We start from the raw sequence: 13,322 nt of genomic DNA on the forward strand, positions 1-13,322 counted from the left end.
GGTTGAAAACAGCCTTAAAAACGGACAGGGGAAAAATACGCCAGCACAATGAAGACGATGCCGGCATTTTCACAGAAAAAAACGGACTGGTTTTAGCTGTTGTCTGCGATGGAATGGGAGGTCATCTGGCCGGCGATGTCGCCAGCAGGATGGCCGTCTCAGCCCTTCGGGATATCTGGGAGGAAACCGAAGAAGTCCCGGCTTCGCCGGCTGAATGCGAAGCGTGGCTGAAAGAGCAGATTTCAGCCGTCAACCAAAAACTTTTCGACCATGCGAGGGCGCATGAAGAGTGTCAGGGAATGGGAACAACGGTTGTCTGCGCTTTATACACGGGAAAAACGCTGACGGTCGCCCATATCGGAGACAGCCGCTGCTATCTCCTGCAAGGCGGCCATTTCATACAGCTGACGGAAGATCACTCGCTTGTCAATGAACTCGTGCGGACAGGGGGGATTTCGAAGGAGGATGCCGAACACCATCCGCGGAAGAACGTGCTGACAAAAGCGCTCGGCACAGATCCGGAAGTGAAGGTTGAAGCCCATACTTTTGAAATCGAACCGGGCGATCAAGTTCTATTATGCTCTGACGGGCTGACGAATAAAGTAGATGATGAGTCACTGAAGGATATGCTCACAGCTCTTTCTTCTGCGGAGGAGAAAGCGGAACAGCTCGTTCAGCTGGCCAATGACAACGGCGGCGAAGACAATATCACCGTCGCGCTATTGGAACTTCCTTCTCAAATAGAAGAAGGTGAAAACAAGTGTTAATCGGCAGACGGATCAGCGGACGTTACGAAATCCTGCGCGCCATCGGCGGCGGGGGGATGGCGAACGTTTATTTAGCGCTGGACATCATCCTCGACCGTGAAGTCGCGATAAAAGTGCTGCGGTTTGACTTCGTTCACGATGCCGATTTTATCAGGCGGTTCAGAAGGGAAGCGCAGTCCGCTGCAAGCCTCGACCACCCGAATATCGTCAGCATTTACGATGTCGGAGAAGAAGATGACATCTATTATATCGTGATGGAGTACGTCGAGGGGATGACCCTGAAAGAATACATAAACCGAACAGGCCCGCTTCATCCGAAAGAAGCGGTCCAAATCATGGAGCAGATCGTATCCGCCATCGCACACGCCCATGATAACCAGATTATTCACCGGGATATTAAGCCCCACAACATTTTGATCGACCATATGGGCCACATTAAAGTGACCGATTTCGGCATCGCCATGGCGCTCAGCTCGACGACCATCACGCACACCAACTCGGTTTTGGGCTCTGTCCATTATTTGTCGCCCGAACAGGCGAGAGGCGGATTGTCTACGAAAAAATCCGATATCTACTCGCTCGGCATCGTGCTTTTCGAGCTGCTGACGGCGCGTATGCCGTTTGAAGGAGAATCGGCGGTCAGCATCGCGCTGAAGCATCTGCAATCAGAAACGCCGTCGGTAAAAAGGTGGAACCCGGCCGTGCCGCAAAGCATAGAAAACATCGTCCTGAAAGCGATGGCAAAAGATCCATTCCACCGCTATGAAGCGGCCGAAGAGATGGAATCCGATTTAAAAACGGCTTTCGACCCGGACAGGCTCAACGAAAAGCGATTCACGATTCCATCTGATGATGAGATGACGAAAGCTGTTCCGATCATCAAAAACCTGCCGGAAGACGAGAGCGGCCACAAGTCCGGCGACGGAGAAGCGGAAGCGGCTCCGTTATCAAAAAAAGAAAAGAAGAAGCAGGCAAAAGCAAACAAGAAGAAAAAAAGAAAGAAATGGCCGCTTATATTGCTGACGGTGTTTTTCGTTCTCGCTGTGTCAGCCGTCTTGGCTTTAACGGTGTTTCCGTCTCTCTTTATTCCAAAAGACGTAGCCGTTCCCGACGTAGCCGGCCTCGAGTATGAAGAAGCCGTCGTCAAGCTTGAAGACGAAGGGTTTGAAGTTGATCCGAATGCTGAAGACATTGCCGACGATAAAATTGAAGAAGGGCTGATCGTGAAAACGGACCCTGCAGCCGGCGATATTGTAAAGGAAGGCTCAACTGTCAAGCTTTATAAAAGCTCAGGTAAAGAGAAAACAGAAGTGGATGATGTGGTCGGCCAGAAAGTCAACGCCGCCAAAAAGATTCTCGAGCAAAAAGGCTTTAAAAACATCAAGACAGAAGAAGTGCACCATGAAGAAGAAGCAGGCACCATCATCGAACAGGACCCTGCAGCCGGCACCGAAATCGTTGCCGCCGACGACGAGATCAAATTAACGGTCAGCCTCGGTCCGGAAGCCATTACTTTAAGGGATTTAAAAACATACAGCAAACAGGCGGCTTCGGGCTATTTGGACGACCATCAGCTTGTCCTTGTCGAAAAAGAGGCGCATTCTGAAGATGTGCCGGAAGGTCAGGTCATCAAACAAAAGCCGGGGGCGGGGGCATCCGTCAAGCCGGGAGACAAAGTCGAGGTTACGTTTTCGCTCGGACCTGAGAAAAAACCCGTCAAAACGGTGACCGAGAAAATTGATATCCCTTATGAACCGGGAGCGGAGGGCGAAGAACAAAACGTCCAAATTTCGATCGATGATGAAGAACACAGCATTTCCGACGTCTATGAAAATTTTAAAATCACGGCGCCGGCAGAGCGGACGATCAAATTCAGGATTGCGCCCGGGCAAAAAGGGTATTATCAAGTAACGATCAACGATAAAGTGGTCAGGTCAAAAACGATTGAATATCCTGAGGATGAATAAGGGAGGTGCGATATGCCTGAGGGCAAAATCATTAAAGCATTAAGCGGATTTTACTATGTTTTGGATGGCGATCAGATCATTCAGTGCAGGGGAAGAGGGGTTTTCAGAAAAAATAAGATCACCCCTCTCGTCGGCGACGATGTCGTCTACCAGGCCGATAACGATAAAGAAGGCTACATTCTCGAGATTAAAGACAGATTCAATGAATTGGTCAGACCTCCGATCAGCAACGTGGATCAGGCGGTTCTCGTGTTTTCTGCAAAGGAGCCGACATTCAGCACGTCGCTATTGGATCGTTTTTTAGTGCTGGTTGAGGCGGGTGACATCAGGCCGATCATCTGCATTACGAAAATGGACCTCGTGGATGATGACGCACTCAAAGAGCGGATTCACCAATATGCCGAAGACTACCGGAACATCGGGTACAGCGTCTATCTGACATCGATGAAAAACGGAAGCGGCATCGAAGACATCGTCTCCCATTTTCAAGATAAAATCACCGTATTCGCCGGCCAGTCCGGCGTGGGCAAGTCTTCGCTTTTAAATGCGATCAGCCCCGACCTTGAACTGAAAACCGCCGGGATTTCCGCCCACTTGGGAAGGGGAAAGCATACGACCCGCCATGTCGAGCTGATCGATATAAACGGCGGCCTCGTCGCGGACACCCCGGGCTTCAGCTCGCTTGAGTTTGCCGGTATTGAAGCTGAAGATTTAGGGTCTGCGTTTTTGGAAATCGGCGAAAAAAGCGCCGAATGCAAGTTCCGCGGGTGCCTGCATATGAAAGAGCCGAACTGCGCCGTCAAACGCGCCGTGGAAAACGGCGAAATCGCCCAGTATCGCTACGACCATTATGTTGAATTTTTAACAGAGATCAAAGATAGAAAGCCGAGGTATTAAGATATGGTATATGTTGCTCCTTCGATTCTTTCAGCCGATTTTGCCCGTCTAGGGGAAGAGATTCGGGATGTTGAACAAGGCGGCGCCGATTTCATCCACATCGATGTGATGGACGGCCATTTCGTTCCCAATCTGACCATCGGGCCGCTTGTAGTGGAAGCCGTCCGACCGATCACTGAACTTCCGCTCGACGTTCATTTAATGATTGAAGCGCCTGACCGCTATATACCTGCTTTTGCAAAAGCGGGCGCCGATATTTTGTCCGTCCATGTTGAAGCGTGCCCGCACCTTCACAGGACGATCCAGCTCATCAAAGAGCAAGGAGTGAAAGCGGGTGTCGTCTTGAATCCGCATACCCCTGTGCAGCAGATCGAGCATGTGCTTGAAGACCTCGATCTCGTACTATTGATGACAGTGAATCCGGGCTTCGGCGGACAGTCATTTATTTCCTCAGTTCTGCCGAAAATCAGGCAGGTCAAGGAGATGGCCGAGCAAAAAGGGCTCGCCCACCTGCTGATTGAAGTGGACGGCGGCGTCAACAAAATGACGGCAAGACAGTGTATCGAAGCAGGGGCAAATCTGCTTGTTGCGGGCTCTGCCGTTTATAACGAAAAAGACCGGAAAAAAGCCATTTCCGATATAAAAGGTGCGCTTGGGTAAGGTTTCCCGATGAAAAAGAGCCGGCTTTCTCAAGCTGCGCTCTTTTTTTAGGGCGTTCACAGAAAGGACAATGCGATGAAAACGATCAATATTGTAGCGGGAGGTCCCGATCATCTGATTCCCGACTTGCTGCAGTATCAGGACGGGGATGCGCTTTGGGTCGGGGTTGACAGAGGCGCTGTCACCCTTTTGAAAGCGGGGATCGTGCCTGATGAAGCGTTCGGGGATTTTGACAGCATCACAGACGAGCAAAAAAAAGCCATTGAAAAGGCCGCTCCCCGCCTCCATATTTACCAGGCGGAAAAAGATCAGACGGATTTGGATCTTGCGTTGAGCTGGGCCGTCGGACAGCGGCCTTCAATCATCAGAATGTTCGGCATTTCGGGAGGCAGAGCAGACCATTTTCTCGGGAATCTGCACCTTCTTTATACCGCGATGAAGCAAAACGTCAAGACCGTCATGATCGACCGCCAAAATACGATCAGCATGCACCCCCCAGGTTCCTACATCGTCATGCATGATCAAACAAAACCGTATATTTCATTCCTGCCGTTTACGGAGACGGTAAAAAACCTTTCCCTCGAAGGATTTAAGTATTCTTTAAATAAGTGTCATATTGCTCTCGGTTCGACACTATGTATTAGTAACGAACTCATCCATTCACAAGGTGCTTTTTCGTTTTCTGAAGGCATATTAATAATGATAAGAAGCACTGATTAAATATCCTGGCGCTTCCGCTCGCTCTGTGTTTGGGATCCGATGTTGAAGGTGGGTGCGGTTGCGGACTCTTTGAGGAGGGAAGGGAATGAAATTTTACACCATTAAATTACCGAAGTTTTTAGGGGGAATCGTCCGGGCGATGCTTGGCTCGTTTCGCAAAGACTAAGAAGCGCCGGGTGCGCTTTTTTTGCGGAGCGGGTCAAAGGGCTCTCCCCGGATGGCAAAAGAACGAAAAAACGCCTGCCTAAAGCGTACAGTCGCTCTTGGCAGGCGTTTATTTTTTCTTATACACGCTCAACTTTTCCAGATTTCAAAGCTCGAGCAGATACATATACTTTTTTAGGCTTGCCGTTCACAAGGATGCGCACTTTTTGAACGTTAGCGCCCCATGTGCGTTTAGAAGCGTTCATCGCGTGAGAACGAGAGTTGCCAGAACGTGATTTTCTGCCTGTAATAACGCATTTACGTGCCATTTGTTTCCCTCCTAACTATCAAAAAAAACATCATCATTCTTTATCAGTTGATCACCTGTGATGCTTCAGATACTTTAATAATTTACCACAGCTAAAAACCGTTTGCAACTATTGATTACTCTGCTTTCAAGAAAAATTCCTTGACATCTTGAAAAAATGAACGCGCTGTAGTATAAGTAGGGTTAGGTTTGGAGAGAAGCCTGCCTGTTCTTTTAAAAAGAAGGTCCTTATAGTAGAATGATGATAACCAGAGGTCAAAAGCGAGACTCGAAAAGGAGGAACCAACGTGTCCATTGAATTCCGAACAAAATACGGACAGATTGATATATCAAACGAAGTGGTCGCCATGGTTGCAGGAGGCGCAGCGATCGACTGCTACGGGATCGTAGGTATGGCATCCAAGAACCAAATTAAAGACGGACTGACTGAAATCCTCAGAAAAGAAAACTTTGCAAGAGGCGTCATCGTCCGCCAGGAAGAAGATCGTATTCATATTGACATGTACATCATTGTCAGCTACGGAACAAAAATTTCAGAAGTGGCACATAATGTTCAAACAAAAGTCAAATATACGCTCGACCATACAGTAGGTCTTGCAGTAGATTCCGTAAATATTTACGTTCAAGGAGTACGAGTGACGAACCCGTAGTTAGGAGGAAAACAAGAGTGTCTATACGAAATCTGGATGGAAAAGCTTTTGCAGAAATGGTTCTGTACGGCGCACGCCATCTGTCCCAAAACGCAAATGTAGTTGATGCGTTAAATGTATTTCCGGTTCCGGACGGAGATACAGGAACGAACATGAATCTGTCGATGACATCCGGTGCAAAAGAAGTGGAGCAGATCGATGCCGCTAATATCGGCAAAGTGGCACAAAGCCTGTCAAGGGGGCTTCTGATGGGAGCGCGGGGAAACTCGGGTGTCATTTTATCCCAGCTGTTCAGAGGTTTTGGCAAATCGATTGAACAGAAATCGGAAATTAACGCGAAAGAATTTGCCGCCGCGTTCCAGGCCGGAGTGGACACCGCCTACAAGGCCGTCATGAAGCCTGTCGAAGGCACGATCTTGACGGTTGCCAAAGATGCGGCAAAAAAAGCAGTGCTCACCGCTCAAACTGAAACCGATATCATCAAGGTGATGGAAGCCGTCGTGAATGAAGCGGAGGCTTCATTGGAGCGCACGCCTGAGCTGCTTCCGGTTTTAAAGGAAGTCGGTGTGGTCGACAGCGGCGGAAAAGGGCTTCTTTACGTGTATGAAGGGTTTCTCGCTTCTTTAAAGGGAGAAAAGCTTTCTGAAAAAGCGGCCGCTCTTCCGTCATTGGATGATCTTGTCAGCGCGGAGCACCATAAAAACGCTCAAAGCCACATGAACACAGAAGACATCGAATTCGGCTATTGCACGGAGTTTATGGTGAAGCTCGACAGCGGCAAAAGAAACTTTAATGAAGATGCGTTCCGCCAGGATTTAAGCGGCTTCGGTGATTCGCTGCTCGTCGTCTCAGACGAAAATATCGCCAAGGTGCACATCCACGCCGAATATCCGGGGGAAGTCATGACTTATGCGCAAAAATACGGCAGCCTCATCAACATGAAAATCGAAAATATGAGAGAACAGCACAGCGCGATTCTCAGTCAGAACAAACAGGAGACAGCTGCACCGGCTGAAAAAGCGCCGGCAGAAAAACAGCCGTACGGCATCGTCACAGTTGCTATGGGAGAAGGAATTGCCGAGCTTTTCGAAAGCATCGGCGCCACAAAGGTCATAGAAGGCGGCCAGACGATGAATCCGAGCACGGAAGACATCGTTCAGGCGATCAAAGACGCCAATGCGGACACGGTCGTGATCCTGCCGAATAATTCAAACATTGTCATGGCGGCGAACCAGGCCGCGGATGTTGCCGGACAAGATGTGATTGTCATCCCGACGAAGACCGTTCCTCAAGGGATGGCCGCGCTCCTCGCATTCAACCCGGCCCTTGGAGCGGACGAGAATGAAGCCGCTATGCTCGGTGCGATCGGCGAGGTGAAAAGCGGACAAATCACCTATGCGGTCAGAGACACAAACATTGACGGCATCGATATTAAAAAAGGCGATTTTATGGGCATCTTAAACGGGAAAATCGTTGAGACGGCATCTGACCAGTTAACAGCAGCGAAAAAGCTGCTCGCAGGCATGATCGATGAAGACAGTGAAATCGTCACTGTGATCAAAGGGGAAGACGCGCCGGAAGAAGAGGCCGAAGAACTCGCAGCCTTCATCAGCGAGACGTACGAAGACGTTGAAGTAGAAGTGCACGACGGTAAACAGCCGCTGTATTCCTACATTCTGGCTGTTGAATAAAGGATTAAAGGCAGAAGGGCATGTTGATAAAAGCCCTTCTCTTCTTTTGGCTTTTTTTAAAGCATCAGCCCGCTCGGGCGTTGTCTGCTTGCCAATTCGGGAATGATCGATTAGTCTAAAAAAAACGGCTTTTTTTCCTCCGTACAGCGGGGGAATCTGTGTGTAAAAGGGGGATAAGGATGAAGTACAGAAGTGTGTTTGATATTATCGGGCCCGTCATGATCGGTCCGTCAAGTTCTCATACGGCCGGCGCGGCCAGAATCGGCAGAGTCGCCAGAAGCGTGTTTGGGAGGGAGCCGAAACAAATCGTTGTGTCATTGTACGGTTCTTTTGCCGAGACGTATAAAGGACATGGAACAGATGTTGCGATCATCGGCGGCCTTTTGGATTTTGATACATTTGATGAAAGAATCAAAGATTCGATCCGCCTAGCCGAAGAAAAGGGAATCGCCATCGAGTTCCGGGAAGAAGAAGCTGTTCCAACGCATCCCAATACAGCCCGCATCCTCATCTCTGATGATGAAGGCTCCCTTGAACTCGCAGGCATCTCAATCGGCGGAGGGAAAATCGAAATCATTGAGCTGAACGGCTTTGAGCTCAGATTGTCGGGAAATCACCCCGCTATTTTAGTCGTCCATAACGACCGCTACGGAACGATTGCAGGCGTAGCCAATGTGCTTGCAAAGTTCGCAATCAACATCGGCCATATGGAAGTGGCTCGGAAAGACGTCGGCCAGGAAGCGCTCATGACGATTGAGGTCGATCAAACGATCGATCCGGCTGTTTTTGAAGAATTGAGAGCGCTGCCGAACATCATTGAGGTGACCCAGATCGCTGACTAAAAGGAGGGTGAGACGATATGTTTCGAAATGTTAAAGAATTAATTCAGCTGACAAAAGAAAAAAACGTGTCCATCTCTGAAATCATGATCGCGCAGGAGATCGAGGTGTCAGGCCGGACGCGGGAAGAAATATTCGAGCAGATGGAAGCCAACTTGGCCGTGATGGAAGATGCTGTGCAAAAAGGTGTTGAAGGCGTCGTGTCGCACTCCGGATTGACGGGGGGAGACGCCGTTAAGCTTCAAGCCTACCTCAAATCGGGCAAAGGGCTGTCAGGGGATGTCATCCTTGACGCTGTCAGCAAAGCGGTTGCGACAAATGAAGTCAACGCAGCGATGGGAACGATTTGCGCAACGCCGACTGCGGGATCGGCCGGCGTTGTCCCGGGGACGCTTTTTGCGGTAAAAGAGAAACTTCAGCCGACGAAAGAGCAGATGGTCCGCTTTTTATTTACATCGGGAGCGTTCGGATTCGTCGTTGCCAACAATGCGAGCATTTCGGGAGCCGCGGGAGGCTGTCAGGCTGAAGTCGGCTCGGCCTCGGGCATGGCGGCTGCCGCCATCGTCGAAATGGCGGGCGGAACCCCTGAACAGTGCGCCGAAGCAATGGCGATCGCTTTAAAAAACGTACTCGGTCTAGTCTGCGATCCTGTCGCAGGGCTCGTTGAGGTGCCGTGTGTGAAGCGGAACGCGATGGGCGCAGCCAACGCGATGGTCGCGGCTGATATGGCGCTTGCCGGCATTACAAGCCGCATTCCATGCGATGAAGTGATCGATGCGATGTACAAAATCGGGCAGACGATGCCGACGGCACTGAGGGAAACAGGCCGGGGCGGTCTTGCCGCAACACCGACGGGCAAAGAATTGGAGAAAAAAATATTCGGAGGAGCGTCAGCTGCACGTGGAACACAATCTGCAACTTAGTATATCTGTTATAAAAGGCGTCGGGACGGAAACGGAAAAAACGTTAAATGAGCTCGGAATCTATACGGTTCTTGATCTTTTAAACTACTTCCCGTACCGATATGACGATTATGAATTGCGCGATTTGGAAGAAGTGGCACACGACGAACGAGTGACGGTGGAAGGGAAGGTTCACAGCGAGCCTTCTCTTGCCTATTACGGGAAAAAGCGGAGCCGCCTCACGCTCCGGCTATTGGTCGGAAACTATTTGATCACAGCGGTTTGTTTTAACAGGCCTTATTTGAAAAAAAAGCTTGCGATCGGCTCGATAGTTACCGTAACCGGAAAATGGGACAAGCACAGACAATCCGTGATGGTGCAGGAGCTGAAAAACGGGCCGCACCAAGGTGACCAGTCGATTGAACCCGTTTACTCCGTCAAAGAAAACATCACCGTAAAGACGATGAGAAAATTGATTCAGGAAGCCGTCCGCAGCCATTTGCCGTTCGCCGAAGATCCCCTTCCGGAAAAGCTTCGGACCGCCTATAAACTTCTGTCTTACCAGGAGGCGGTGAAGGCGATGCACAAGCCCGAGTCGAGGGAAGCTTTAAAACATGCACGGCGCCGCTTTGTATATGAAGAATTTTTACTGTTTCAGCTGAAAATGCAGGCTTTGCGGAAGTTCGAGCGGGAAGCGTCCGACGGAATCAGCCACACCTTTCGGCCGGAAGACGTCAATTCGTTTGTCAAAAGCCTTCCGTTTCCTTTGACAAACGCGCAGGCGAAAGCGCTCGACGACATATTAAAGGACATGGCTTCAGGGTATAAAATGAATCGGCTTTTGCAAGGAGACGTCGGTTCAGGCAAAACGGCCGTCGCCGCGATTGCGTTATACGCCTCGCTGCTTTCAGGATTCCAGGGAGCGATGATGGTGCCGACCGAAATACTGGCGGAACAGCACGCCGATTCATTGGTATCCCTCTTTGAGCAGCACGATGTCAATGTTGCGCTTTTAACAAGCTCTGTGAAAGGGAAAAGGAGAAGAGAGCTTTTAGAAAGATTAAAAGAAGGAGAAATTGATATTTTGGTGGGGACGCACGCCCTTATTCAGGACGATGTCCACTTTAAACAGCTCGGACTCGTGATCACCGATGAACAGCACCGCTTCGGCGTCGAGCAAAGAAAAAAACTGAGAAGCAAAGGGAAAGATCCCGATGTCTTGTTTATGACGGCGACGCCGATTCCGAGAACACTGGCGATCACGGTTTTCGGGGAAATGGATGTGTCCGTCATCGATGAAATGCCGGCTGGGCGAAAGCGGATCGAGACTTATTGGGTGAAGCACGACATGCTCGAACGGATTCTCGCGTTTATCGAAAAAGAACTGAAAAAAGGCAGACAGGCGTATGTGATTTGTCCCTTGATTGAAGAATCGGACAAGCTTGACGTTCAAAACGCGATCGATGTGCACAGCATGCTGACCCATGCTTTCAGAGGAAGGTGGCAGATCGGCCTCATGCACGGAAAGCTGTCAAATGACGAGAAAGAACAGGTGATGAGGCAGTTCAGCAAAAACGAATGCCAGATTCTCGTTTCCACAACCGTCGTTGAAGTCGGAGTAAACGTTCCGAATGCGACGGTCATGCTGATCTATGATGCCGACCGGTTCGGACTTTCTCAGCTGCACCAGCTTCGCGGTCGGGTCGGGCGGGGCGACCACCAGTCGTATTGCATCCTGATGGCAGACCCGAAATCTGAAACGGGCAAAGAGCGCATGAGCATCATGTCTGAGACGACCGACGGCTTTGAGCTTTCTGAAAAGGACCTTGAACTGAGAGGACCCGGGGACTTCTTCGGCAAAAAACAGAGCGGGATGCCGGAGTTTAAAGTCGCTGACATGGTTCACGACTACCGCGCGCTGGAAACGGCAAGAAAAGACGCTGCAGAACTTGTCTCTTCAAAGGCGTTCTGGACGGATGCCGAATATGAAAGCCTGCGGGAACACTTGCAAAACAGCGGGGTGATGGACGGAGAAAAGCTGAGCTGACCTGGAAGTCCTGTGAAAATTTATCGTCGGCGGGTAAAGAAAGATTGCATTCCAATCTATGAAATTATATACTACTATTAGTACCTAGTCATAATTGCGCGGATGGTGTTTAAAAACATGAGAAAAAGTAAGAGAGAACGCCAAGAATTGCTGCAGCAGACGATTCGTACGACCCCGTTTATTACGGACGAGGAGTTAGCGGAGAAATTTAACGTCAGCATTCAGACGATTCGCTTGGACCGTTTGGAACTTTCCATACCTGAACTGAGAGAAAGAATCAAAAGTGTTGCCGAGAAATCTCTTGAAGATGAAGTCAAGTCTCTCCCGCTCGACGAGGTCATTGGCGAGATCATTGATTTGGAGCTGGATGAGCATGCGATTTCCATTCTGGAGATCAGAACGGAGCACGTGTTCAGCCGAAATCAAATCGCCAGGGGGCACCATTTGTTTGCCCAGGCCAACTCGCTCGCCGTCGCCCTTATCGACGATGAGCTCGCATTGACGGCCAAAGCGGACATCCGCTTTACCAGGCAGGTCAAGCAAGGCGAACGGGTCGTTGCAAAAGCGAAAGTCGTAAAGCTTGATAAAGATAAAGGCAGAACGGTTGTTGAAGTGAACAGCTATGTTGCCGAAGAGCCTGTGTTTTCAGGCGAATTTGTCATGTATCGTTCAAAACAATCATAGAAGGTGGCGCGTAAGTCATGAAAATTGCTGTAGATGCCATGGGAGGAGACAATGCTCCCAAAGCGGTTATTGAAGGCGTGATGAAAGCGGTCGAAGATTTCGAAGACCTCGAGATCACGCTGATCGGCGACCGGGAAAAAATAGCCGCCCATTTAACGGAACACGGGCGGATCACTGTTAAACACGCGGAAGAAGTCATCGAGGCGACAGACGAACCAGTCAGAGCCGTCAGAAGAAAGAAGAATTCATCGATGGTTCTGATGGCCGGGGAAGTCGCAGAAGGCAGGGCGGATGCCTGCATTTCCGCCGGAAACACCGGAGCGCTTATGACGGCCGGGCTCTTTATCGTCGGCCGGATTGAAGGGATTGAAAGGCCTGCGTTGGCGCCGACATTGCCGACTGTCTCCGGAGACGGCTTTCTCCTTCTTGATGTCGGAGCGAATGTGGACGCCAAGCCCGAACATCTCGTTCAATACGCCATTATGGGATCTGTTTACGGAGAACAGGTGCTGGGCGTCAAAAATCCGCGCATCGGACTTTTAAACGTCGGAACTGAAGACAAAAAAGGAAATGAGCTTGCCAAGCAGACCTTTCAAAAATTAAAGGAAACCGATTTGAACTTCATCGGCAATGTGGAAGCGCGCGACATGCTGGACGGAGTCGCTGATGTCATCGTGACAGACGGCTTTACCGGTAACGTTGCCTTGAAAACGGTCGAGGGTGCGGCGCTGTCCATTTTTAAAATGCTGAGAACGACGCTGACTTCGAGCTTCACGGCGAAGCTCGCTGCCTCTGCGCTGAAGCCGAAGCTGAAAGAAATGAAAACGAAAATGGATTACTCTGAATACGGCGGAGCCGGATTGTTCGGCTTAAAGGCGCCCGTCATCAAAGCGCACGGATCATCTGACGGACGCGCCGTTTATCACGCGATCCGCCAGGCCAGAGAGATGGTCAGCCAAAATGTCGCAGCATTTATCGAAGAAAAAATTCAACAAAAAGCAGATGAATAGTCTGGAGGTTTTAACA

General features: G+C 50.0%; 14 protein-coding genes. 13 read left to right on the forward strand and 1 reads right to left on the reverse strand.

What is annotated here, in order from left to right; translation table 11 throughout:
- Positions 1-2 precede the first annotated feature (2 nt).
- The 6 genes from MHI30_RS08625 to spoVM all read left to right on the forward strand — a co-directional run bounded on the left by MHI30_RS08625 (position 3) and on the right by spoVM (position 5,177).
- Positions 3-767, forward strand: coding sequence for a Stp1/IreP family PP2C-type Ser/Thr phosphatase (locus MHI30_RS08625; RefSeq protein WP_075752878.1), 765 nt, complete (start codon positions 3-5; stop codon positions 765-767).
- A complete protein-coding gene (gene pknB / locus MHI30_RS08630) occupies positions 761-2,734 on the forward strand; it encodes a Stk1 family PASTA domain-containing Ser/Thr kinase (protein WP_075752876.1) in 1,974 nt (657 codons plus the stop codon). Before MHI30_RS08625 ends, pknB begins: the two co-directional genes overlap by 7 nt.
- Positions 2,735-2,746: 12 nt before the next feature.
- On the forward strand, positions 2,747-3,631 hold the full coding sequence (gene rsgA / locus MHI30_RS08635) for a ribosome small subunit-dependent GTPase A (RefSeq protein WP_075752874.1): 885 nt from the start codon (positions 2,747-2,749) through the stop codon (positions 3,629-3,631).
- Positions 3,632-3,634: 3 nt separating this feature from the next.
- A complete protein-coding gene (rpe, locus tag MHI30_RS08640) occupies positions 3,635-4,291 on the forward strand; it encodes a ribulose-phosphate 3-epimerase (protein WP_075752872.1) in 657 nt (218 codons plus the stop codon).
- 75 nt (positions 4,292-4,366) lie between these two features.
- On the forward strand, positions 4,367-5,011 hold the full coding sequence (locus tag MHI30_RS08645; RefSeq protein WP_075752870.1) for a thiamine diphosphokinase: 645 nt from the start codon (positions 4,367-4,369) through the stop codon (positions 5,009-5,011).
- A gap of 85 nt (positions 5,012-5,096) precedes the next feature.
- Complete coding sequence (gene spoVM, locus MHI30_RS08650) at positions 5,097-5,177, forward strand: stage V sporulation protein SpoVM (RefSeq protein WP_003221545.1); 81 nt, start codon at positions 5,097-5,099, stop codon at positions 5,175-5,177.
- 118 nt (positions 5,178-5,295) lie between these two features.
- On the opposite strand, the gene rpmB is transcribed toward spoVM, so the two are convergent.
- Positions 5,296-5,484 (reverse strand): 50S ribosomal protein L28, encoded by a 189-nt coding sequence (gene rpmB / locus MHI30_RS08655; RefSeq protein WP_003181685.1) that lies wholly within the window; start codon positions 5,482-5,484, stop codon positions 5,296-5,298.
- Between the two features lie 286 nt (positions 5,485-5,770).
- Between rpmB and MHI30_RS08660 the strand changes: the two genes are divergently transcribed.
- From MHI30_RS08660 to plsX, 7 genes are all read left to right on the forward strand, one after another.
- Positions 5,771-6,133, forward strand: a complete 363-nt coding sequence (locus tag MHI30_RS08660) for an Asp23/Gls24 family envelope stress response protein (protein WP_003181687.1) — start codon at positions 5,771-5,773, stop codon at positions 6,131-6,133.
- Between the two features lie 17 nt (positions 6,134-6,150).
- The gene (locus MHI30_RS08665; protein ID WP_075752868.1) at positions 6,151-7,824 is read left to right on the forward strand and encodes a DAK2 domain-containing protein; all 1,674 of its coding nucleotides are present in this window, start codon (positions 6,151-6,153) and stop codon (positions 7,822-7,824) included.
- 179 nt (positions 7,825-8,003) lie between these two features.
- Positions 8,004-8,666, forward strand: coding sequence for an L-serine ammonia-lyase, iron-sulfur-dependent subunit beta (gene sdaAB / locus MHI30_RS08670; RefSeq protein ID WP_020451357.1), 663 nt, complete (start codon positions 8,004-8,006; stop codon positions 8,664-8,666).
- 17 nt (positions 8,667-8,683) lie between these two features.
- Positions 8,684-9,586, forward strand: coding sequence for an L-serine ammonia-lyase, iron-sulfur-dependent, subunit alpha (gene sdaAA / locus MHI30_RS08675; protein WP_075752866.1), 903 nt, complete (start codon positions 8,684-8,686; stop codon positions 9,584-9,586).
- Positions 9,564-11,612 (forward strand): ATP-dependent DNA helicase RecG, encoded by a 2,049-nt coding sequence (gene recG / locus MHI30_RS08680; protein ID WP_342410002.1) that lies wholly within the window; start codon positions 9,564-9,566, stop codon positions 11,610-11,612. Before sdaAA ends, recG begins: the two co-directional genes overlap by 23 nt.
- 117 nt (positions 11,613-11,729) lie before the next feature.
- Entirely contained in the window at positions 11,730-12,296 is a 567-nt protein-coding gene (gene fapR / locus MHI30_RS08685; RefSeq protein ID WP_020451360.1) for a transcription factor FapR, read from the forward strand.
- Positions 12,297-12,313: 17 nt separating this feature from the next.
- On the forward strand, positions 12,314-13,306 hold the full coding sequence (gene plsX, locus MHI30_RS08690; RefSeq protein ID WP_003181700.1) for a phosphate acyltransferase PlsX: 993 nt from the start codon (positions 12,314-12,316) through the stop codon (positions 13,304-13,306).
- Positions 13,307-13,322: the final 16 nt, after the last annotated feature.

It is taken from the genome of Bacillus sp. FSL L8-0528, from assembly GCF_038593085.1.
Classification (GTDB): domain Bacteria; phylum Bacillota; class Bacilli; order Bacillales; family Bacillaceae; genus Bacillus; species Bacillus paralicheniformis.